We start from the raw sequence: 24360 nt of genomic DNA, 5'->3' as shown, positions 1-24360 counted from the left end.
TTTTGAGAGGAGAACAGAATATGAAGATTATTATGTTAGGCGCACCTGGAGCAGGTAAAGGAACTCATGCAAAGAAGATTACAGAAAAGTACGGTATTCCGGCTATCTCTACAGGAGATATTTTTAGAGAAAATATTAAAAACGGTACAGAGCTTGGAAAAAAAGCTAAGGAATATATGGATGCAGGAAATCTTGTACCAGATGAATTGGTATGTGATCTTGTAGTAGACCGTCTTAAACAGGATGATTGCAAAGAAGGATATATCCTTGATGGATTTCCAAGAACAATACCACAGGCAGAAGCACTTACTGCTGCGCTTGCAAAAGACAATGATGCCATAGATTATGCACTTGAGATATTCTTAGAGGATCAGGCTATTATTGACAGAATGAGTGGAAGAAGAGTCTGTAAGTCTTGCGGAGCAACATTTCATGTTGTAAATATTCCTCCAAAGAAAGAAGGAATATGTGACGAGTGTGAAGGTGAACTTATCACAAGAGATGATGATGTTCCTGAGACTGTAAAGAAGAGACTTAATGTATATCATGAGCAGACAGCTCCACTTATTGATTACTATAAGGAACAGGGAATTTTAAGAGTTATCGACGGTTCAAAAGGACTTGATACATGCTTCAAAGAAATTTGTGATATACTTGAAGGTTAGTGTAATGTATCATTGACATTTCGTCAAATAACTTGTATAAATCTTTAAATTCGGACACTATATGTGCATGATATAAATTGTCTCGATATCAAAAAAATAAAGAAAGAAGGCACATTAACATTATGGCAGTAACAATTAAATCAGAACATGAAATTGAATTGATGCGTGAGGCAGGAAGAATTTTAGCTATAGTTCATGATGAACTTGCAAAAATTGTAAAACCCGGTATAAGTACACTTGACATTGACAGAAAATGTGAAGAGATTATCAGAAGTTATGATTGTATACCATCATTCCTCAATTATCAGGGATTTCCTGCATCAGTATGTACATCAATAAATGAGCAGGTAGTACATGGAATACCGAATAAAAAGAATATTCTTAAAGAGGGTGATATTATCAGTCTTGATACGGGAGTAATCTATAAAGGTTATCAGTCTGATGCGGCTCGTACACATGCGGTAGGAGAGATTTCACCTGAGGATCAGAAACTGATTGATGTTACTAAACAAAGTTTCTTTGAGGGAATGAAAATGGCAAAAGCCGGAAATCATCTTTATGATATATCAAAGGCAATTCAGGACTATGCAGAATCAAATGGTTTTTCAGTAGTAAGAGAGATGGTTGGACATGGAATAGGAAAAGAAATGCATGAAGAGCCACAGATACCGAATTTCAAGCCAATAGGAAGAGGAATGAAACTTCGTGCCGGTATGACATTTGCCGTAGAGCCTATGATAAACAGAGGAAAGAAAGAAATCTGGATACTTGAAGATGGCTGGACATGTGTTACAAGAGATGGTATGAACTCAGCACATTATGAAAATACACTTCTTATAACAGAAGGAGAGCCGGAGCTTTTATCATACAATAAAGATTTGGTATAGGTTTAAAAGCGATAACAGAGTCAGGCAGTGATGCATTTACAGACTGAAATCGTTGTTTGACGCACCGTAGGTGTGGACAGCAGATTTGGTAAGAGTTGTGTTAATATGGCATCATTGTCTGACTTAAAATAAGTAAAAATAAATGATTAAAAAAGACGGAGGTTATTTATGTCTAAAGAAGATGTTATTGAAATTGAAGGAATTGTAGTTGAGAAGCTTCCAAATGCTATGTTTAAGGTTGAGCTTGAAAATGGACACCAGGTTCTTGCACATATCAGTGGAAAACTTAGAAAGAATTTTATACGTATATTGCCGGGAGATAAGGTTACTATGGAAATGTCACCTTATGATCTTACAAAAGGACGTATTACATGGAGAGATAAATAGGATAGTGGTGAAAGGCAAATCTTGATGATTTGTCTTTTTGTTTCCTTAACAAAACATAAGAGGAGAATACAAATGTTAAAGAGAAAAAGAAAACTGACAGCTATGCTTTTGGCTTTGGCGGTTCTGCTTGGCGGATTGCAGCAGTTTACCATGCCGGGAGTGAAAGCACAGGCAGCAGCAAAGACAAATGTTACAGCAAAGTCTCAGGCAGCAGCCGATGTTAAGAGCAATAGTGTAAAAAGTAAAAATGCAATTAAGAAAAATACTAGAACTAAAGGTAAGTTAAAGGGCGAGGATATTATGGCACCTGCGGTACCTGTAACGGGTTCTGCTATTGATGATGACGAATTGCCGAGAATGGATGTTTCCATAAAGCAGGGTGATTCAAAAAATATAAAATTAAATTGGAATTCATATGAAGGTGCAGATTATTATTGTGTTTTTTATGTAAAAGGCAGTTTCGAGCAGCCATCTGAAGATGAAGGAAAAATAAATTATATTAATCAGAATTTTGTATACAACGAAACAGAGTTTACACTTGAAGTAAGCAGGGGTCAGAACTATTCTTTCTGTGTTGTTGCATATTCAGGTGAAGATGTTGCTATTGCCAGGACGGACAAACTTACGAGTTGTATTCCTAAAAAGAACAGTGTCAGATTTACAAGACTTAACTCAAGAAAAGTAAAATTGAGTTGGAACAAATCGGCAGGTGCTGACAAATACATTATATATAAGAAGATAAACAATAATAAATACAAAAAACTTGCTGAGACAAAGAAATTAAAATATAACGATGGCAAGGTAAGAGCCGGTAAAAAGTATAGATATTATATAACTGCGGTTGGCATCTATAATAAAGAAACATTCAAGACAAATTCTAATGTAAAAGGTTTTGTTATTGCAAATTTTGTAAGTACAGGTCATCAGAAGTACAGTTATAATGAGATGAGTGGTGATATTAAGCAGCTTGCAAATACATATTCAGATTATGTCAAAGTAAATGTTATCGGAAAATCAAATGACAAGAGAAATATTTATGATGTAGTGATAGGAAATCCGAAAGCTAAGAAAACAATGCTTGTTGTAAGTTCAATACACGCAAGGGAATATATGACAGCTCAGCTTAGCATGGCTCAGGTAGAACATTATCTTAAAAACTATAACGGCAGAGTAAAAGGTGTTAGTGTAAAGAAAACATTAAGTAAGATAGCAATACATTATATACCGATGACAAATCCTGACGGTATAACAATATCACAGTTTGGAATATCAAAGATAAGAGATAAAAAGCTTCGCAAAGCACTTTACAGAATGCCGAGAGCAGGCAGCACTTCGATATGGAAAGCAAATGCAAGAGGTGTAGACCTCAACAGAAACTTCAAATATAATTACCATGCAAGATACGGAGGAAGCCGTGGAGGTTCAGGATATTCAGGACCATATGCTGAGAGTGAACCTGAGACAAGGGCAGTATCAAAACTGATAAGAACATTGAAGAAAAACACAAAACTGACATGCACGGTGAATTATCATGCAATGGGCTCAATCGCATTTGGAAGTGTCAGATATAAAACGACAAGAAGTGTAAAGAGAACTACAATAAAAATGTACAATCTTGCAAGAAGCATTACAGGTTATGTAAGCAGTGCAAGTTATGAAGGAAGCGGAAAAAGTGTCGGAGCATTGAGAGAGTATACAATGTACAACATGAGAATACCGAGCATAACACTTGAGATAGGTGTTGGCGGATGCCCTCTTCCAAGTTCGCAGTTTGGTTCAGTGTGGAGAAGAAACTACAGTCTTGTGATAAGAGAAGCAAGATTGCTTATGTAATATTGCAATTACTGTGTCAAAGCAGCTATAAGTGAAAGTAATTTATTCAAAAAAGTGCTTGCATACAAAAAAAAAATATGCTAAAATAGCAAATGGACTTTATGAAAGGAGGTTATTGCTGTGAAAGTTAGATCTTCAGTAAAACCAATTTGCGAAAAATGTAAGGTCATCAAAAGAAAGGGTAAAGTCAGAATTATCTGCGAAAACCCTAGACACAAACAGAGACAGGGCTAATTAGTTGACAGAAGCCAAAGCAGTATTACTTTGGTTTTTCTGTTGTTATAATATAGAACTTGCTTTCTGTTCGTTATGGTACGATATGTACTATGATATTGTAGACAGGCTGATTACCTGTTTCAGCGGAAGGTTGTGTCATTTCAATTGGAGCTGGTCTTATCAACGGCAGATTGATGACTGCGGCGTAGTACCGGTTGCCATTTCGCAGGCAGCTCGACATTTGTTCACCATAGTGGTGTCCGAAAAGGAATAGTCTATGCAATAGGATTACAATTTAAAGCGGCTGACAGTGCATGACACTGTAAATCATTCATGACAATATTATTTCACAAAGTGTGAAAAATATTGTTTTAACTAACAATCTAGAAAATTAACGGAGGTGTAAAGTACACATGGCTCGTATTAGTGGTGTAGATTTACCAAGAGAGAAGCGTGTTGAGATCGGACTTACCTATATTTATGGTATTGGTAGAGTAAGCTCAAACCGTATTTTAGCAGAAGCTAATGTCAATCCTGACACACGTGTTAAGGATCTTACTGATGACGAAGTAAAGCGCATTAGCAGTGTGATTGATGAGTCACAGACAGTTGAAGGTGATCTTCGTAGAGAAATCGCTATGAACATCAAGAGACTTCAGGAAATTGGATGCTATAGAGGCATTCGTCACAGAAAAGGTCTTCCAGTTCGTGGACAGAAGACAAAGACAAACGCTAGAACACGTAAAGGTCCAAAGCGTACTGTCGCAAATAAGAAGAAATAATAGATAATATGTACAAATTCTAGTAGGAGGGTTTGACAATGGCTAAACAGGTAGCAAAAAAGGCAAGTAAGAAGCGTGTCAAGAAGAATGTCGGACATGGACAGGCACACATTCAGTCTTCCTTTAATAATACAATCGTTACGCTCACAGACGCTGAAGGAAATGCAATTTCTTGGGCAAGTGCAGGCGGATTAGGATTCAGAGGTTCAAAGAAGTCTACACCTTATGCAGCACAGATGGCTGCTGAGACTGCAGCAAAAGCAGCAGTACCTCATGGATTGACTTCAGTAGATGTTATGGTAAAAGGACCAGGTTCTGGTCGTGAAGCAGCAATTCGTGCATTACAGGCATGTGGAATCGATGTAACAAGCATCAGAGACGTAACACCTGTACCACATAACGGATGCCGCCCACCAAAGCGTCGTCGTGTATGATTTTTGTGGCTTTTGCCACAAAACATTAAGAACAGTCTGCTTTCTGAAGCAGATATAAAGATGAATAATTATTTGTGTATTATTATATAGGAGGAAATAAACATGGCAAGAGATATGACTCCAGTACTCAAGAGATGTAGAAGTCTTGGAATTGACCCTACATTCCTTGGTCTTGATAAGAAGTCTAATAGAAATGCTAGAGCTGGTAGAAAACAGAGCGAATATGGTCTTCAGCTCAAAGAGAAGCAGAAGGCAAAATTCATCTATGGTGTTTTAGAGAAGCCTTTCAGAAACAACTTTGCAAGAGCTCAGAAATTAAAGTATGGTACAACAGGTGAAAACCTTATGATTATCCTTGAGCTTCGTCTCGACAATGTACTTTTCAGAATGGGTTATGGTCGTACAAGAAAAGAGTCAAGACAGATTATCGATCACAAGCATGTACTTGTAAACGGTAAATGCGTAAACATCCCTTCATATGAAGTAAAACCTGGTGATGTTATCGAAATCAAAGAGAAGCACAAAGGTGCTCAGAGATATAAGGATATTCTTGAAGTAACAGACGGAAGAATCGTACCAGAGTGGCTTGAAGCTGACCATGAGAAACTTTCCGGAGTAGTTAAGGAAATCCCAACAAGAGAGCAGATAGATGTTCCTGTAAATGAAGTGCTTATCGTCGAGTTATATTCTAAGTAATATTAACTGGCAGCAAAGCATAACACCCAAAAGGAGGTACTTAGAGTGCTTGATTTTAAAGAACCAAATATTGAGATAGCTGAGATTTCAGAAGATAAAAGATATGGACGGTTTGTAGTTGAACCTCTGGAAAGAGGATATGGTACAACTTTGGGTAATTCTCTTAGAAGAATTATGCTTTCATCATTGCCGGGTACAGCCGTTAGTCATATTAAAATTGACGGCGTGGTTCATGAGTTTGCTGCAATTCCTGGAGTAAAGGAAGATGTTACGGAAATCATTATGAATATCAAGAGTCTTGCTATTAAAAACAACAGCGAGACAAATGAGACAAAGACAGCTTATATTGAAGCTTCTGGTGAGTGTGTCGTAACAGCAGCAGATATTCAGGTGGATCAGGATATCGAGATTATGAATCCGGATCAGGTTATAGCTACACTCAGTGGCGGACCTGATTGCAAATTATATATCGAGATGACAATTGTAAATGGTCGTGGTTATATCAGCTCTGATAAGAATAAGAGAGAGGATTTACCAATCAATGTAATTGCAATTGATTCTATCTTTACACCGGTAGAGAGAGTAAACATCAAGATTGAGAATACTCGTGTTGGTCAGATAACTGATTACGATAAGTTAACAATAGAAGTATATACAAATGGAACTATTGAGCCGATTGATGCTATCAGTTTGGCAGCAAAAGTTCAGAGTGACCATTTGAAATCATTCATCAATCTTTCAGACAAGACATCAAGCATTCAGGTGATTGCCGAGAAACCGGACAATACTGAAGACAAGGTGAAAGAGATGAACATTGATGAGCTTGAGCTCTCAGTACGTTCATACAATTGTTTAAAGAGAGCCGGTATAAATACTGTCGGTGAACTTTGCAATCGTACATCTGAGGATATGATGAAGGTTAGAAACCTTGGACGTAAGTCATTAGAAGAAGTTATAGCTAAATTGAAAGAGTTAAACCTTTCATTTAACTTAAGCGAAGATTAATTAGGAGGTAAGCACACATGGCAGGCTATAGAAAACTTGGAAGAACTTCCAGTCAGAGAAAAGCATTGCTTCGTAATCAGGTAACAGATTTGTTATACTATGGAAAAATCGTTACAACGGAAGCTAAGGCAAAAGAAATCCGTAAGATTGCAGAAGGTATCATTGCTTTAGGCGTAAAAGAGTGCAATAATTTTGATACAGTGAAAGTTACTGCTAAGGTAGCTCGTAAAGATAAAGATGGTAAGAGAGTTAAAGAAGTTGTAGACGGTAAGAAAGTTACAGTTTATGACGAAGTAGAGAAGGAAATCAAGAAAGATCAGCCTTCAAGACTTCATGCAAGAAGACAGATGCAGAAAACTCTTTTCACAGTTACAGAAGTTCCTGCTGATAAGCAGAGCCGCAGAAAAGATACAAAGAAAGTTGATGTTGTATCTAAGGTTCTTGACGAAATCGCACCAAAATACACAGACCGCAACGGTGGATATACACGTATCGTAAAGATTGGTCAGCGTAAAGGTGACGCAGCTATGGAAGTACTTATTGAGTTAGTATAATTCAGTAACAAGAATAATATAAATATAAATAGGGCTATCACATATGTGGTAGCCTATTTTGTATAATAGGAAATTTTGTCTGCAAAATGAAAGTTGGTGACAGCATGGAGAACATGATAGACGCAAAAGGACTGGTGCATGAGTATTCAAGACGTGATGAAAATGGCAATGTCACTGAGATAAAGAGAGCACTTGACGGTATTGATATTAAAGTGAAGCAGGGAGATTTTATAGCTGTTTTGGGAGCAAATGGTTCAGGTAAATCGACATTTGCAAAACATTTGAATGCACTTCTTGTACCTACAGAGGGAACACTGTTTGTAAACGGTATGGACACTTCTGACAGTGATAATGATTTGAAAATAAGACAAACAGCGGGTATGGTATTTCAAAATCCTGACAATCAGATAATATCAAATGTAGTTGAGGAGGATGTCGGATTCGGTCCCGAAAATATAGGAGTGCCAACTGAGGAAATATGGAAAAGAGTAGAAAAGAGCCTTAAAGCTGTCGGAATGACGGCATATAGAAAATCTTCACCAAACCATTTGTCGGGTGGTCAGAAACAGAGGGTTGCAATAGCGGGCATAATGGCGATGAAGCCAAAGTGCATAATACTTGATGAGCCGACAGCAATGTTAGACCCGGTAGGCCGTAAAATGGTAATCGACACGGTAACTGAACTTAACAAAAAAGAGGGGATAACGATTATACTCATAACTCATTATATGGAGGAAGTTGTGGGTGCAGATTATGTATATGTGATGTCTGACGGAAAAGTACAGATGCAGGGAAAACCAAGACAGATATTTGCAAAAGCAGAAGAACTTGAACAATATAGATTGACAATACCTGAAATTACAAAAATTGCATTGGAATTGAATAAAAAAGGTATGAATATACCGAAAGACATTTTGAGTGCAGAGGAACTTGTAGAATTTCTTGGTAGTATGGGTTGATTTGGAGGTTGAGCATGGGAATCAGACTTGAAAATGTAAATTATGTATATGCTGCCGGGACTGCTGAGGAAAAAAAGGCATTAGACAATATAAATCTTACGATAAATGATGGGGAATTTATAGGTCTTGTAGGACATACAGGTTCCGGAAAATCAACACTCACACAGATTTTAAACGGACTTGAGAAAGCGACATCAGGCAGTGTTTTCTATAATGAAAGAAATATATACGATAAAGACTTTAAAATGAAAGAGTTAAGGGGAAATGTGGGATTGGTGTTCCAGTATCCGGAACATCAGTTGTTTGAGGTTTCCGTAATAGAAGATGTTAAATACGGGCCTAAAAATCTCGGACTTGATAACCTTGAAATAGAAATGAGGTCATTTGAAGCCATTAAAATGGTAGGAATAGGTGATGACTTGCTTGACGCATCACCGTTTGCATTGTCGGGAGGACAGAAGAGGCGTGTAGCCATAGCGGGTGTGCTTGCAATGAAACCAAAGATACTCATACTTGATGAACCGATGGCGGGACTTGACCCGGCAGGACGTGATGAGATACTTGAACTTCTCGCAAAGCTTCACAGAGAAAACGATATGACGATACTCCTTGTGTCACACAGCATGGATGATGTTGCAAAATATGTTGACAGAATGCTTGTAATGAATGACGGAAAGATTGTTCTTGACGGAGAACCAAGGAAAGTGTTTAAATATCAGAGGGAACTTGAAGATATAGGGCTTGGTGTGCCGCAGGCAACAAATGTTATACACAAACTGAATGCTATCGGAGCAGGTATAGAGGAAGAATGTATAACACCGAAAGAAGCGGCAGATGCTATTTATAACAGATACATGAAAGGGAACAAATGATTAGAGATATTACCATCGGACAATATTATGCGACAGATTCAGTGATACACAGACTTGACCCGAGAGTAAAAGTAGTTGGAACATTAGCATATCTAATATCATTATTTTGTTTTAACAAATTCGGCGGATATATAATAGCGGCTTTGTTTTTTGCGATACTTGTAAAAATATCACATGTGCCGTTTAAGTTTATGGTAAAAGGACTTAAACCCATTATGTTTATGCTTATATTTACGGCGGCATTAAATTTGTTTTGGACTCCCGGAGAAGTGGTGCTTGTCAAGGCATGGGTGTTTACGATTACGCTTGAGGGTGTAAAGCGTTCAATTTTCATGGCATTGAGACTTACATTTCTCATTATAGGCTCATCGCTTATGACACTTACGACAACACCGAATCAGCTTACGGATGCACTCGAAAAGCTGTTGAAACCGTTAAATAAAATAAAAGTACCTGTGCATGAGATTGCAATGATGATGTCTATAGCACTTAGATTTATACCGATACTCGTAGATGAGACTGATAAGATAATGAAAGCGCAGATGGCAAGAGGTGCGGATTTTGAGTCGGGCAATTTTATACAGAGAATAAAAGCAATGCTTCCGATACTTATACCGTTGTTTATATCGGCGGCAAGAAGGGCGAATGACCTTGCACTTGCTATGGATGCGAGATGTTATCACGGCGGAGACGGCAGAACAAAAATGAAACCGTTACAGTATGGCAGGAATGATGCTATGGCGTATCTCAGCGTCGTTCTTTATATTATTGTTTTGATAGTGACATTGAAATTTGTTATGTTTTAATTTTATACAAGTTATTTAACTGAAACGGTGAAAAGTTTCCGATAATTGACATAAAGTCATAAATATAGTAAAGTAAAAAGGCATAAGGATTTAAAATATAATTAAAAAAATCCTTGGCAGGGGCGCCGAAGTTGTATATAACCAATTTCGGTAAGTACGAAATGGTGTCGCATATGCGGCACCATTTTGTCATTAAGAAATATTTCTGTTGCTGGCTGCACACAAAGAAGTGAGGACAGTAACATATTCCCTGAAATTGCCCGTATATTCGTTTAATGGAGGAAAAAAGAATATGATAGTTCAACCTAAAGTAAGAGGATTTATGTGTACTACAGCTCATCCGGAGGGATGTAAACAGGCTGTAAAAGCTCAGATAGATTATGTTAAAGAGATGCCAAAGACAGAAGGACCAAAGAAAGTGCTTGTGATAGGAGCTTCTATGGGCTATGGTCTTGCGAGCAGAATAGCAGTTACATATTCATGTGACGCCGATACTGTAGGTGTGATTTTTGATAAACCGGGAAAAGAAAAGAGAACAGGAACAGCCGGATGGTACAATACGGTTGCTTTTGAAGAATTTGCAGCAAAAGACGGTCATTATGCGAAGACAATAAACGGTGATGCATTTTCAGATGAGATAAAAAAAGAAACAATTGAACTTATTAAAAAGGATTTAGGCAAAGTTGACATGGTAATCTACAGTGTTGCCGCACCCAGAAGAAAAGCTCCGGACGGAGTGACATACCGTTCTGTTTTGAAAACGACAGATGCAGAGTATACCAACAAAACTATCGACCTTTCCACAAATGAAATATCAGAGGTGACATTAGAGCCTGCTACACAGGAAGAAATAGATGCCACAGTTAAGGTTATGGGTGGAGAGGACTGGCGTTTATGGATTGACGCCATGAAAGATGCAGATGTACTTGCAGACAATGCAGTGACAGTTGCATACTCATATATCGGACCTGTACTTACACATCCTATATATTTTGACGGTTCGATTGGAAAAGCAAAACAGGATTTATATAAAACAGCAGACGAGATAGATGAGCAGGTAGACGGAGTAAAGGCATACGTTTCAGTAAACAAGGCTGTTGTGACACAGTCAAGTGCAGCAATTCCTATTGTGCCGCTTTATCTTTCAATTCTCTTGAAAGTCATGAAAGAGAAAAATCTGCATGAGGACTGTATACAGCAGATGTACAGACTTGTGCATGACAGATTGTGCAATCCTTCAGGGGTTCCTGTAGATGACATGAGACTTATAAGAATGGACGATTATGAGATGAAGCCTGAAGTCCAGCAGGCAGTTGAGAAAGTGTGGAATGAGATTTCACAGGACAATTTGGCAGAAGTCGCAGATATTGATGAGTATTGGAAAGAATTTTACGAGATATTTGGATTTAAAATAGCTGGTGTTGACTATGATGCGGATTGTGATATACAGGTGCAGATACCAAGCCTTAGTTAATTTTATGTTTAGGATTATAAGATTATAAAATATAAATACATTTTGATAAAGATTATATAAGACACATAAGAAAGGCGGATAAGTTTATGTGTAAGTATGAAAAAGACTGGCAGATACTTGTTGTTGATGATAAAAAAACAAATCTTATGCTGGCAGAAAAGATACTGCAGGAAGAATTTAATGTAAGTATGGCGCAGTCGGGTACAGAGGCTATTGCTTTTCTTGAGAAAAATATTGTTGATCTTGTTTTGCTTGATTTACATATGCCGGATATGAACGGATTTGAAGTAATGTCAGAAATCAGACATAATGAAAATATACCTGTAGACCTTCCGGTGATTTTCCTTACGGCCGATGATGATAAGGCAATGGAAGTGAGAAGCTTTAAAGAAGGTGCTCAGGATTTCATTGCAAAACCTTTTGTGCCTGAAATTATGATTCAGAGAGTAAGAAGAGTTATACAGCTTGATAAATTGCAAAAAAATCTTCAGGATGAGGTAGATAAACAGACGAGAAAAGCGGAAGAAAAGAAAAAACAGTTTCAGAGGTTATCCATACAGGTTATGCAGTCGCTTGCAGGAGCTATTGATGCAAAGGACAGGTATACAAAGGGACATTCACAGAGAGTTGCAATGTATTCAAGAGAGATAGCCGGACGGTATGGGTATGATGAAGAGAAGCAGGAGGATGTTTATTTTGCAGGAATGCTGCACGATATAGGGAAAATAGGTATATCGAACGAAATCATAAATAAAACAGGAAAGCTTACTGATGAGGAGTACGAAATCATAAAAACACATCCGTCTATTGGAGGTGATATTTTATCAAATATTTCAGAGATACCTAATATCGCAATCGGTGCAAGATGGCATCATGAGAGATATGACGGTAAGGGATATCCGGATGGTCTTAAGGGAAAAGATATTCCGGAATTGGCGAGAATAATAGGGGTTGCAGATGCGTATGATGCAATGACATCAAAAAGAAGTTATAGAGATGTATTGAGCCAGGAAATTGTTCGTTTGGAGATTGAAAAGGGAAAAGGAACACAATTTGACCCGGTATTTGCTGAGATTATGCTTGAAATGATAGACGAAGACAAAAATTACGATATGCATGAAAAATAATGAATATCATTGATTACATGGCATAAACTAAGATTATGATACCGCCTGGTTTTGGACATACTTATGATACATAGATGTTTGTAGGGAGGTGTAAGATGTATGAATTAATTAGAAATGCTTTTTTATATACAAAAACAGATATGATATGTGTCATAATGCTGTTTTTGGTTATAATAAAAATATATGGATGGCGAAAAAAAGATATTTTCATGAAACTGTACTTTTCAATAGTTGTGAGCAGCCAGTTTATGGTGACTGCATTTGCAATCGGTCATCTTGCGGATTATGGTGTGCTTAGAATGAACGAGAGTATAAGATACTTTTTTGCAATAATTTCATTTGTGGCATTCGGATTAACTATATTTTTATGGTTTATTTACTCAGGGATATTTCGGGAGTCGGCACTTATATCAAATAAGACAAGTTATCTGTATTGTGCGATACCGTTATTTGTGTATTTTTTTATTGTCATATTATCTTGTTATATAGACGGTTTCTATTATGTTTCGGCAAACGGAGTATTCAAAAAAGGTCCGTATTTTGAATTGTTATTTGTGATTCCGGCAGCATATATGTTATTTGCAGGTTTTGCTTTGCTTAGAGATGCACTTGATAAAAAGAATGCGCAGAGAAGAAAAAGATATGGTATATTGGCAGCATTTATGATTCCGGTATTTTTTGGCTGCATAATACAAAATATGCTGCCCGAAAGCAATATGCTTACGCTGGGAGTCTGCATAGGTGTTTTGATAGCATATATGAGTCTAAGTGTGGATGAAGTTGCACAGGAAGTTATAAGAAAAAATATTGAACTTGAATATTCGCAGGCAGAACTGCGTGCGGCACTTGAGGATGAGAAAAGACAACATAATATAGTAGGTTCACTGGCAAATATTTATGTGTTCATGTATTACATTCATATGCGTATAGATGAGTATGATGAAATTAAAAAAATTCCACTTGTCAGTGAAATGGCAGGGGACACCAGAAGCGCATCAGAAGCTTTAAACAGGCTTTTTTCAAATCTGCCGATATCAAATCATATAAATATGATGCTTGAGTTTACTGATTTATCAACACTTGATGAAAGAATGGGAAAGAATAAATATATATCTACAGAGTATAGGGGAAAGCGAAAGGGATGGTGTCGTGCAAGATTTATAGAAGTTGACAGAGACGAAAACGGTAATTTAATGTATGTTCTGTTTGCAGTACAGGATATTTCCGATGAAAAACAGGAGATAGTTGAACTTCAGGACGCCTTAAATTATGCAAATAAAAAGGCATATGTGGACGGTTTGACGGGTGTAAAAAATGTCACTGCATATAAGGAATATACAAAAGAATTAGATAAAAATATCAGGAGTGGAAATGAAAAGTTTGCATTGGCATTATTTGATGTAAACGGTCTTAAATATGTAAATGACAATTTTGGCCATGAAAAAGGAAATATGCTTATTATAGATTCCTGCCGATGTATATGCCGTGCATTTAAAAGAAGTCCGGTATTCAGAATCGGAGGAGATGAATTTGTTGTTGTAGTTGAGGGAGAAGACTTAAACAGTATTGCTCATTGTAAAGATATACTTAAAGAACAGTTTGAACAGATAAACGAAATGTATACGGATGAATATATTGCATCTGTGGCTGTTGGAATTGTAGAATACGACAGGAAAAAATACAGTTGCTTTGATGATATTTTCAAGAGAGCAGACGAAATTATGTATGAGAATAAACAGGAGATAAAGAGCAATCACGAAAATGCATGGATGAAGCGATAGCAGGATTTGAAACCTCAGACATGAATAGGATTGAGTTTTTTCGGTGTTATAGTAGAAATTCGTTGTGCAAATAGCAAAAAAAGTGTATAATATAACTATAACAATTTATGAAAAATAGCTAATTATAATAGCCGTTTGGAACAGGGGGTATGACCTATGAAGAAGATTATTACGATAAGCAGACAGTATGGAAGTGGTGGACGTGAAATTGGTCAAAAGCTGGCTGAACATTACAACATACCATTTTATGATAATGAAATCATTACAAGAGCGGCAAAGGAAAGCGGTTTTGCCGAGGAAACATTTGCGAGAGCTGAGGACAAAGCAACAAACAGTCTTTTATATTCTCTTGCCATGGGCATAAATGTCTATGGAAATCAGGATTTTGGATTTAGCGGACTTTCACTTGATGACAGGATTTTTCTTGCGCAGTCTGATGTTATCAGAAAAGTTGCAGAGGAGGGACCTTGCATTATTGTAGGAAGATGTGCTGATTATGTTTTGAAGGAAAGAGATGATGTATGCAACCTCTTTATTAAAGCAGCTATGACATTCAGAATAGAAAGAGCCATAAGCGAATACGGCATTGAAGAAAGCAAGGCAGCGGATGTTATCATGAAAAATGATAAGCGCAGAGGCAATTATTATAATTATCATGTCGGTGAAAAATGGACAGATTTAAATAATTATGACCTTGTTATCAGAAGTGACCTTTTTGGAATTGATAATGCCGTGAAGAGTATTTGTACATATCTTGGAGAGTGACACATGTAGGTCGGCTTGAAAGGAGTATATATGGAGCAGGTTCTGGAAAAAATGAGAGACATTATACGCAGTGGAGGAAACATAGTTGTATTAGCCGGTATGAATATTACATATGATATTGGTCTTAACGGCGTTACGGCTGAACATATTGCGTATGACATTGAACAAAAGTATGGCTATTCAAATGATGAGATAGCGTCCTCGCTTTTTTATACACGGCGTGCAGAACTATTCTTTAAATATTATAAGGAAGTTATACTGAATATTGAAAATCCACAGCCGTCATCTATTCATTATGGGATATATAAGTTACAGCAGTGCAGTAAGCTGAGTGCTGTAGTTACACGTTCAGTGTATTCTCTGTATGAAAAGGTTGGCTGCAATAATGTGATTCAGCTTCATGGTTCGGTAGATAAGAATATATGTCCAAAGTGCAAGAAACTGTATGACTCAGCATATATAAAACACTCAGAAGGAATTCCTGTCTGCGAACAGTGCGGAATACCGCTTCGTCCCGGGTTTTCATTGTTGGGAGAGATGCTTGACAATGGAAAGATAAGTCAGGCAAGCAACGCTGTTGAGAATGCAAACATACTTCTGGTGTTGGGAGCCAGTATAAACTCGACTTTATGCCGTTATATGGTTAAATATTATAATGGGGACAAACTTCTTCTTTTAAATGATAAGGAAAAAGTCGGTGATGAACGTGCGAATTACAGGGCATATGGCAATATCAGGGAGATGTTTGCTAAGGTTATGGATTTTTAAAAGTTTTAGGAAAAATATAAATTGCAAATTATAAGAAATTATTTTTGGCAGGATTTCATATGTTGTATTTTGAAATCCTGCCAAAATCGGTTAGGAGCAACAGTTTTGAATTTAAATGAACAACAGAAAAAGTCAATAGAACATTTTAACGGGCCCTGTCTTGTTGTAGGAACACCGGGTTCAGGAAAGACAAGAGTTATAACCGAGCGTGTAAAATATCTTGTCGAAGAAAAAGGTGTAAAAAATACAAATATTCTTGTTATCACTTTCACAAAAGCAGCAGCCGTACAGATGAAAAAAAGATATGAAGCTATGGTATCGGGGGATGCCAAAAGAGTATACTTTGGTACATTTCATGCCATATTTTTCACAATATTAAAATATGCATATCACTATACTGCGGATAATATTATACGTGATGATGTCAAACGCCAGCTTTTGAGGGAACTTGCCAACAAGGAAGAAATAGAAATGCAGGACGAAAATGATTTTCTGAATGAGCTTGTAAGCGAGATAAGCAAAGTCAAAGGAGAAATGTTAGACTTAAGGCATTATTATTCGCCAAACTGTCCCGGGGAGTCGTTTAGAAGAATATATTCAGGTTATCAGAGTATATTGGAGAGCAGAAAGCTTATTGATTTTGATGATATGCTGGTGTACTGTTATGAGCTTTTAAAAGCAAGAGAGGATATAAGGCAGATGTGGCAGAGGCAGTATCCTTATATTCTTATAGATGAGTTTCAGGATATAAATAAGGTTCAGTATGATATAGTAAAAATGCTTGCATCGCCTAAAAACAATCTGTTTATAGTCGGGGATGATGACCAGTCTATTTACGGATTCAGGGGTGCAAAACCTGATATTATGAAACAGTTTTTAAAGGATTATCCGGATGCGAAAAAATATGTACTTGGCATAAATTACAGATGCAGCAAAAGTATAGTTGAATCAGCATCAAAACTTATTGCCAAAAATGAAAACAGGCTTGAAAAAAGGCTTGAGGCATACAATGAATACGGTGAGGAAGTCGAAATAAAGGAATTTAACAGGGTATCGGAGGAATGTGAGAACATAAGGGCAAAAATTCTTCAATACAAAGACAAAGGTATTCCATACAGTGAGATGGCGGTTCTTTTCAGAACAAATACACAGGCGAGAACGCTCAGTTCAAAACTTATGGAATTTAATATTCCTTTTGTTATGAAAGAACGTATTCCAAATATTTATGACCATTGGATTGCAAAAGATATTATAACATACATCAAAATAGCGCGTGGCAGCAGGGAGAGAGCAGATTTCCTTCGCATAATTAACAGACCCAAAAGGTATGTGCACAGAGCAGCATTTACCGAAAATATTGTTGATATGGAGGAACTTAAAAGCTTTTATGAAGATAAGGAATGGATGTTAGACAGACTTGAACAGTTTGAGTACGATATGGGAATGCTTGCTAATCTCAAACCGTTTGCGGCAATAAATTTTATCAGAAATGGAATAGGTTATGATGACTATATAAAAGATTATGCCGATTATAAGGGAGTGCGACCTGATGAAATGATGGATTTTCTGGATGAACTTCAGGACGAGGCAAAAAGTTATGACAATTTTGAGGACTGGTTTGAATATATAAAGGCATACAGTGATGAATTAAAGGAGCAGGCGGCAAAGAGCAGAATGTTAAACAACGGACAGGAACAGTCGGATGCTGTTCTGTTTATGACAATGCATGGAGTAAAAGGACTTGAATATGAGTGTGTTTTTATACCTGACGCTAATGAGGGGGTTACACCGCATTCAAAGGCTGTTCTGGATGCCGATATGGAAGAAGAGAGAAGAATGTTTTATGTGGCTGTCACAAGGGCAAAAAAACATCTTCATATATATTATGTGAAAGAGAGATTTAACAAAGAGGCCGGTGTATCAAGATTTGTCTATGAAATTCAGGGGAAAGATTTTGAGAGGGCGCAAAAAGAAAAAGTGGAACAAAATCATATAAGGACAATAGCTTCTGAGAATGAAAAAAGAAGTTTGAAAAACAGCGGAGCAAAAAAACAGGTTAATTCAAATCCATATGTTTATGGACAGACAAATTTACGATACAAGAAGAGATAAAGGCTGTAATATTTAAGAAAAATCGTGACAATAGAGCATTGCTGTGCTATTATGAGTTGTGTTAAAGTCGTTAAGCATTACTGTTTTCGTCTATGATACAGTCACAGACAGTTAAGCAGAATAATGTATATATTTTTATATGGCGGCTTAAAATATATATCCGGGATGGATATAAAAAAGAATGGAATAGGGAAAATTTATGAATTTTAAGATTACAAAAGAATGGACAAAAAGCTTTTTTATGATGATTATTGCCGTCATACTTATGGGTATGTGCGTATCAATGCTCGTACTCAGTGATATGGGAACTGACCCGTATTCGGCAATGAACTATGGAATTTCAGCAAAACTTGGTATGACATTTGGAAATTATCAGCTTATTTCAAATCTTGTACTTCTTGTAATAGTTGTGATTTTTGAGAGAAATCTTATAGGAACGGGTACACTTGGAAATATGATACTTGTGGGTTATTCTGCCGATTTCTTTACATGGGTATTTAAAAATGTATTCCATGTACCGGCACATCTTGGCATGGGTGCAAGGATTACTTTTTTGGTACCGGGACTTATAATTTTTGTGATTATGGCAGCCGTTTATATGCAGAGCGGACATGGTACAGCACCGTATGATGCGGTTTCGTTTCTTATAAGTGACAAGATAAAGAAATATACGGGAAAAGATACGTTCAGAGTAGTGAGAATAATATATGACCTTGTAGCCACATGTATAGGATATGCAGCAGGTGGGGAAGTTGGTATTATGACGGTTTGTATGGTCATAATGATGGGACCGACCGTTGACTATGTCGGCAGGGTCTTTGAGAAGCATAGAAATAAGGTGGAGGAAGCAAATGGCTGAAACTTTGGAAAATAAAAAAGACAAATCAGCTTTTAAAGCAGAAAAAAGGGCAGCTATAAAGGCTGCAAGAGATAAAGCAAAAGCGGCAGCAGGAAAAGAAGTAAAAGTTATTTCAGCAGAAGAAAAAATATACAGAAATGCGGCTGCACTTATGGGTGCTGTTGACTGTATCGAACGATTTGAGAGAATTTATTATACAATGAACAGTGCGGCAAAGAAGTTTAGTAAGATACAGGGGTATCGTGATGCTGACGAGAAAAGACAGGAATGTCTTGAAATAGCTGATATTGCCGTAAAAGACGGAACGGTGAAAGTGTTTAACAATGCTGTTCTGACATTGAAAGAAGCAAAAACAAAAAGTGACTATGCCGATGCCATTGAAAACTTTAAGCGGTGTAAAAAGTTCAAATACAATATGGAAAAGTGCGATAAGTATATTGCTGAATGTAATCAGGGAATTGCAAAACTTGAGACAAAGGCGGCATATAAAAGAAGAGGAATAGTAGTGGCAGTTTTCGTACTTTTATTTATAGTATTTTTGAAAACTCCTGCATTTCCTATGGTTAAAGGAATGTATCATCAGTCACAGGGCAAATATAAGCTTGCAATTGCCAACTACAAAGAGTCAAACGGTTTTTTGGTGGCAAGCGGAAATATGAAAAAGTGCTATTATCATATCGGACTTAAAAAAGAGGAAAAAGGCAAATTAAAATCAGCACTTATAAATTATAAAAAAGCTGAGACAAAATACGATGCACAAGCGAGAGCAGCGAAGATTGAAAAAACTTTTATAACTGAAGCAAAGCCAGGTGACGTGGTTATATTCGGTACAGCCAACTGGGTCATACTTGACAGGAAATCAGATGAAAAAGTGCTTATGATGAAAGAAAAAGTCGGAAAAAAGAAAAGATTTTCGATGGAAGAGTCAGAAAGCAATGACTGGTATGAGTCAAAGGCACGCCGCTGGTTAAATACCAAACAGCTCAAAAAATATTCAGACAATGAGATGGCACTTATCGTAGTCCAAAATTATGTACAATCAGCACAGGACAGCAGCTTTCCGGAATATTTCTTTGAGTTGTCAAAAGCTGAATATGAAAAATACAAAGATTTAATTCCGGCGGGAGAAAATGCATATTGGCTTAAGGAACCCGCACAAAATTCAAATGAGATATTGTGTGTACAGCCGGATGGAACTTTAAAAGGTGAAGATGTGTCAAATGGAGAAATACAGTTAAGACAGGCATGCTGGATTGATTTAAACAAAAGTACTGAAATTTCGGCAGACGCTAAGAAATAATAAATAAAATGAGGGAAATTTATGAGATTTGCAGCAGAAGAGCAAAGGGTGAAGGTGACGGGACGAACTATATTCAGAGATGGTATAAGGTATCTCGGATATACGGGTACAAGTATTTCATTTAGATTTAGCGGAAAGACAGCAAAGGCAAAACTTTTGTCAGATGCATCCACACATAGCAAAAAAGATTATGCATGGGTGGCGGTATATGTAAAAGAAGAAAAAGATGGTGATGTGTCATACGGCGCTTTGTGTGATGATAAGCCATATAAAAGATTTTGTCTTGATAAGGATGAGGCAGAATATGTGCTTTATGATGAAGCAGAGGAAAAAACAGTCACAATAACGCTTATAAAATATTCAGAAGCAGAATATGCGGCATGTGGCATTGAATGGATTGAGACAGACAGTGATTCGGTTTTGGAGCCACCATTGCCTAAAAAACTCAAGATAGAGATGATAGGGGATTCGATTACATGCGGATACGGCAATGAGGGAAATGTTGATGAAGCGGAACATGACACATCAGAGGAAAATCCGATGAAAGCATATTCGCTGCTTACGGCAACGCATCTTGACGCAGATGTAAATGTCGTTGCATGGAACGGAAAAGGCGTTATTACTGCATACATAGGTGATGATGTACCCAAAGTAAAGGATGCGGGATGGCTTGTTCCGATGCTTTATGAATATGTCGATGCGGGATGTGAGAGAGATTATCTCCATACACCCGTGAACGAATGGGAAAAATGGGACAATAGTTTATTTGTGCCGGATTTAATAACTGTTTACCTCGGAACAAATGATGCAAGCTATACTGACAATGATAATGCAAGAAATCAGGAATTTATTGACGGATATGTAAAATTCATTGACACAATAAAATCTAAAAATCCTGACATTCCTATTTTATGTATGCTTGGAACGATGGACAAAAGATTATGTAAAAGTGTAGCAGATGCGGTTAAGATTGTTAATGAAAAACATTCAGAACAAAATGTTTATTATCTTGACCTGCCGCCACAGGAAGATGCCGACGGGATTGGAATAAACTGGCATCCGACAGAGGCTACACACCGCAAAGCAGCATCGATTGTTGAGAACAGAATAAAAGATATATTATCGGGAAGCGGAAAATCTGATGAAATCTGATAATTGAATAGAGAAATGATACAGGCTGTGTTATAATAAATCCATTGACGGAATAGATTATGGCACAGCTTTTTTTTAAGAAAAGCACACGAGATGAAAGGTTATGAGAAAATGAAAAATGAACTGAGAAAGTTTATGTATTCAATTATAGTTTTAATGATGTTTTTGGGGATAAGTCTGTTTTACAGTGATACTGCGTCAGCAAATGAATCTTCTATAGTTAAATTAAAGGTTGGCTTTTATCAGCTTGACAATTTTTTCGACTATGATTCATCGGGCAATGAATGTGGCTATGGAGTAGATTATCTGAATGAAATATCCAAATTTTCAAGTATTCATTTTGAATACAGCTATATAAGAGTAAGGTCATGGGAAGACTTATCAAAATTTCTTGAGAGTGGGAAATTAGACATTATAATGCCGGTGTCAGAGCCGTTGAAAACATCCAGTACAGGCAGTCATTTCAGTTATACTACGGAAGACATAATGACTACATACCATTCAATTATGACGAAGAAAAAAAGGGGTGACCTTTTTTATGAGGATTATGACAGCATTGGAAAAATGAAGATTGCCATAACAAAAGGAACTTTTGAGTATACAGGAATGAAGTCATATTTGAAATCAATAAAAGTTTATGACAACCTTATTTATTTTGATAATTATAATGAATGTAAAGAAGCACTCGATGCGAATAAGGTAGATGGTCTTATAAGCAATGTAATGGATCTAACTTCCGATATGAAAATTTTATCAAAATTCAGTGTCACACATAACTATATTGTTATGAAAGAAATAAATCCATATTATAAGGATTTGAATAAAGCACTTACGGAGTTAAAACTTGCAGAACCTACATTTCAAACTGATTTAACTAAAAAGTATTTTCCGGAGAGAGTTTACACTCCTTTGGGAAAGTATGAAATAAATTATCTTAAACACAATAAAACATTAAATGTTGCTACATATGCGGACTATAGACCGATAAGTTATTATGATAAAAAGAGTCATAAATATAAGGGAATAGCTATTGATCTTATGGATGAGGTTGCAGAAAATCTCGGTATTAAATTTAACTATTTTTCAATAGATACAGAAAATCCATATGATATGCTTGAGAATACAAAAACGGATATAGTGATGCCAGTCTATGTAGACAATGTGATGTTTTACAGAAAGTATTTTATGACAAAAAGCCTGTTAAATTCAAATATAAATTATATAATAAGAAGCAATCATAGTGAACTTGGCAGTTCGGCACGCATAGCGGTAGTAAAAAAATACAAATATGTATATGACTGTATAATGAAAAAAACAGAGTATGATATTATAGAGTATAATTCTGTTGATGATGCGTGTGATGCGGTAAATGATGGGGCGGTTGACGCTTTTGCAACTGGCACATATGTTGCAAAAGCAATATTGCAGAGTCCAAGATATAAACAATTGGACATAAAGGAGTTTGATGAAGTGGCATTGCCGTGTGGACTTGCAATTCATAATGATTCTATCTTAGAGTCTGCCTTGAATAAAGGAATCCAGCTTGTTACGGAGGAGGAGCGGCGAAGCATCATAAATAAGGATACGGTGTATAACTGGTCTGACCTTTCATTGTATGATAAGTTCTATTCATATAGTGATATTATTGCATTTATATTGTTGATAGTTATTTTTACATGGGTTGCTGTGTCTATGTATATAAACAACAAAAAGAAAATGATAGCTCAGATACAGCAAAAGAGTGATGAAGCCATAAAAGCAAGCCGGGCAAAAACAGACTTTCTGTCGAGAATGAGTCATGAGATACGAACACCTATGAATGCAATACTTGGTATGGCGGAAATAGGACAGTCAAGTACGGATATAAATAAAAAGGATGAATGTATAGACCAGATAGTAGAGTCAGGAAACTTTTTGCTGCAGATAATAAATGATATTCTAGATATGAATAAGATAGAGCAGAATAAAATTGAACTGAATGAAGAATATGTTGACAGCATGAAATTCGTAGGCTCAATAGAGGAAATGCTAAAGGCAAATGCAAAGAATTATGATGTTGAACTGAGAACTGATTTTAGCAGATACAGATCATTTCTTATCAAGATTGACCCGGTAAGAACAAAGCAGATTTATGTGAATATCATAAATAATGCGTTGAAATTTTCAGATAAAGGCTCATTTGTCGAATGGAACATGGGGGCGGAAGATATAGGTGAAAACCGTGTTCATATTCATTGTGAGATAAAAGATTATGGATGCGGAATGAGCAAGGAATTTCAGAAAAAAATGTTTGTACCGTTTGAACAGGAGTACAATGAATTTACAAATAAAGTCCAGGGAACAGGACTGGGACTTACCATAGTAAAAAATCTCGTTGATATGATGGACGGAACTATTGAGTGTCAAAGTGAGCCAATGAAAGGAACAACCTTTATAATTGACTTTGAAAGAGACATTCAAAATATTGATGAAGAAAAAGATAATTTGGAACAAAAAACTGATGAGAGCATACTGGAAGGCAAAAATGTACTGCTTGCAGAGGATAATGATATAAATGCAGCGGTAGCAATGGAGATATTAAAAGCACACGGCATGAATGTAGAGTGGGCAAAGGACGGACAGGAAGTAGTTGACAAATATCTGCGTTCTGTAAAAGGTGAATACGACATAATACTCATGGATGTAAGAATGCCAAAACTTGACGGAATGCAGGCAACAAAGATTATAAGAAACTCTTCGCACGAAGAAGCAAAGGACATTCCTATAGTAGCCATGACAGCAGATGCATTTGACGAAGATATAAAGAGAACAATGCAGGCGGGAATGAATGAACATCTGACAAAACCGATTGATATAAAAGTTCTTATATCAACGCTTATATCACTTCTTGACAAGTGAAAAATCTCCCCTTGACATTTAGGTTAAA

General features: G+C 36.7%; 23 protein-coding genes. All 23 read left to right on the top strand.

Annotation, left to right across the window (positions count from 1 at the left end; all coding sequences use genetic code 11):
- The first annotated feature begins 20 nt into the window (after nt 1–20).
- The 23 genes from ACZLXV_RS02200 (at nt 21) to ACZLXV_RS02090 (ending at nt 24332) form a co-directional block, all read left to right on the top strand.
- On the top strand, nt 21–665 hold the full coding sequence (locus ACZLXV_RS02200) for an adenylate kinase (RefSeq protein WP_022224493.1): 645 nt from the start codon (nt 21–23) through the stop codon (nt 663–665).
- A 122-nt stretch (nt 666–787) separates the two neighbouring features.
- Complete coding sequence (gene map, locus ACZLXV_RS02195) at nt 788–1552, top strand: type I methionyl aminopeptidase (protein ID WP_022224494.1); 765 nt, start codon at nt 788–790, stop codon at nt 1550–1552.
- Nucleotides 1553–1720: 168 nt separating this feature from the next.
- Entirely contained in the window at nt 1721–1939 is a 219-nt protein-coding gene (infA, locus tag ACZLXV_RS02190; RefSeq protein ID WP_022013568.1) for a translation initiation factor IF-1, read from the top strand.
- Between the two features lie 72 nt (nt 1940–2011).
- A complete protein-coding gene (locus ACZLXV_RS02185; RefSeq protein ID WP_482382360.1) occupies nt 2012–3772 on the top strand; it encodes a M14 family zinc carboxypeptidase in 1761 nt (586 codons plus the stop codon).
- Nucleotides 3773–3892: 120 nt separating this feature from the next.
- Nucleotides 3893–4006 (top strand): 50S ribosomal protein L36, encoded by a 114-nt coding sequence (gene rpmJ / locus ACZLXV_RS02180; RefSeq protein ID WP_082440772.1) that lies wholly within the window; start codon nt 3893–3895, stop codon nt 4004–4006.
- A gap of 395 nt (nt 4007–4401) precedes the next feature.
- Entirely contained in the window at nt 4402–4770 is a 369-nt protein-coding gene (gene rpsM, locus ACZLXV_RS02175; RefSeq protein WP_022013716.1) for a 30S ribosomal protein S13, read from the top strand.
- Nucleotides 4771–4808: 38 nt separating this feature from the next.
- Complete coding sequence (gene rpsK / locus ACZLXV_RS02170) at nt 4809–5204, top strand: 30S ribosomal protein S11 (RefSeq protein WP_022013715.1); 396 nt, start codon at nt 4809–4811, stop codon at nt 5202–5204.
- Nucleotides 5205–5306: 102 nt separating this feature from the next.
- The gene (gene rpsD, locus ACZLXV_RS02165; protein WP_022013713.1) at nt 5307–5900 is read left to right on the top strand and encodes a 30S ribosomal protein S4; all 594 of its coding nucleotides are present in this window, start codon (nt 5307–5309) and stop codon (nt 5898–5900) included.
- 45 nt (nt 5901–5945) lie between these two features.
- On the top strand, nt 5946–6905 hold the full coding sequence (locus tag ACZLXV_RS02160) for a DNA-directed RNA polymerase subunit alpha (protein WP_022224496.1): 960 nt from the start codon (nt 5946–5948) through the stop codon (nt 6903–6905).
- A 17-nt stretch (nt 6906–6922) separates the two neighbouring features.
- On the top strand, nt 6923–7459 hold the full coding sequence (locus ACZLXV_RS02155; RefSeq protein WP_022224497.1) for a bL17 family ribosomal protein: 537 nt from the start codon (nt 6923–6925) through the stop codon (nt 7457–7459).
- An 86-nt stretch (nt 7460–7545) separates the two neighbouring features.
- Nucleotides 7546–8418, top strand: a complete 873-nt coding sequence (locus tag ACZLXV_RS02150; protein ID WP_022224498.1) for an energy-coupling factor transporter ATPase — start codon at nt 7546–7548, stop codon at nt 8416–8418.
- 14 nt (nt 8419–8432) lie between these two features.
- Entirely contained in the window at nt 8433–9290 is an 858-nt protein-coding gene (locus ACZLXV_RS02145) for an energy-coupling factor transporter ATPase (protein ID WP_482382359.1), read from the top strand.
- A complete protein-coding gene (locus ACZLXV_RS02140; RefSeq protein ID WP_022224500.1) occupies nt 9287–10096 on the top strand; it encodes an energy-coupling factor transporter transmembrane component T family protein in 810 nt (269 codons plus the stop codon). The genes ACZLXV_RS02145 and ACZLXV_RS02140 overlap by 4 nt, the downstream gene beginning before the upstream one ends.
- Before the next feature lie 292 nt (nt 10097–10388).
- Entirely contained in the window at nt 10389–11570 is a 1182-nt protein-coding gene (gene fabV, locus ACZLXV_RS02135) for an enoyl-ACP reductase FabV (RefSeq protein ID WP_482382358.1), read from the top strand.
- 86 nt (nt 11571–11656) lie between these two features.
- Complete coding sequence (locus tag ACZLXV_RS02130; protein ID WP_482382357.1) at nt 11657–12697, top strand: HD-GYP domain-containing protein; 1041 nt, start codon at nt 11657–11659, stop codon at nt 12695–12697.
- Nucleotides 12698–12792: 95 nt separating this feature from the next.
- Entirely contained in the window at nt 12793–14478 is a 1686-nt protein-coding gene (locus ACZLXV_RS02125) for a diguanylate cyclase domain-containing protein (protein ID WP_482382356.1), read from the top strand.
- A 156-nt stretch (nt 14479–14634) separates the two neighbouring features.
- A complete protein-coding gene (locus ACZLXV_RS02120; protein ID WP_022224504.1) occupies nt 14635–15243 on the top strand; it encodes a cytidylate kinase-like family protein in 609 nt (202 codons plus the stop codon).
- A 30-nt stretch (nt 15244–15273) separates the two neighbouring features.
- Nucleotides 15274–16011, top strand: coding sequence for an SIR2 family NAD-dependent protein deacylase (locus ACZLXV_RS02115; protein ID WP_482382355.1), 738 nt, complete (start codon nt 15274–15276; stop codon nt 16009–16011).
- A 105-nt stretch (nt 16012–16116) separates the two neighbouring features.
- Nucleotides 16117–18123 (top strand): ATP-dependent helicase, encoded by a 2007-nt coding sequence (locus tag ACZLXV_RS02110; RefSeq protein ID WP_482382354.1) that lies wholly within the window; start codon nt 16117–16119, stop codon nt 18121–18123.
- Between the two features lie 199 nt (nt 18124–18322).
- Complete coding sequence (locus ACZLXV_RS02105) at nt 18323–18982, top strand: YczE/YyaS/YitT family protein (RefSeq protein ID WP_022224507.1); 660 nt, start codon at nt 18323–18325, stop codon at nt 18980–18982.
- Nucleotides 18975–20282 (top strand): DUF6273 domain-containing protein, encoded by a 1308-nt coding sequence (locus tag ACZLXV_RS02100; RefSeq protein ID WP_482382353.1) that lies wholly within the window; start codon nt 18975–18977, stop codon nt 20280–20282. Before ACZLXV_RS02105 ends, ACZLXV_RS02100 begins: the two co-directional genes overlap by 8 nt.
- A gap of 21 nt (nt 20283–20303) precedes the next feature.
- Entirely contained in the window at nt 20304–21434 is a 1131-nt protein-coding gene (locus ACZLXV_RS02095; protein ID WP_482382352.1) for an SGNH/GDSL hydrolase family protein, read from the top strand.
- A gap of 111 nt (nt 21435–21545) precedes the next feature.
- On the top strand, nt 21546–24332 hold the full coding sequence (locus tag ACZLXV_RS02090; RefSeq protein ID WP_482382351.1) for a response regulator: 2787 nt from the start codon (nt 21546–21548) through the stop codon (nt 24330–24332).
- The last annotated feature ends 28 nt before the right edge of the window (nt 24333–24360 follow it).

This window comes from Butyribacter sp. (assembly GCF_056818865.1).
The sequence above is the reverse complement of the archived record's forward strand: the minus strand, read 5'-3'. Positions and strand labels throughout refer to the sequence as shown.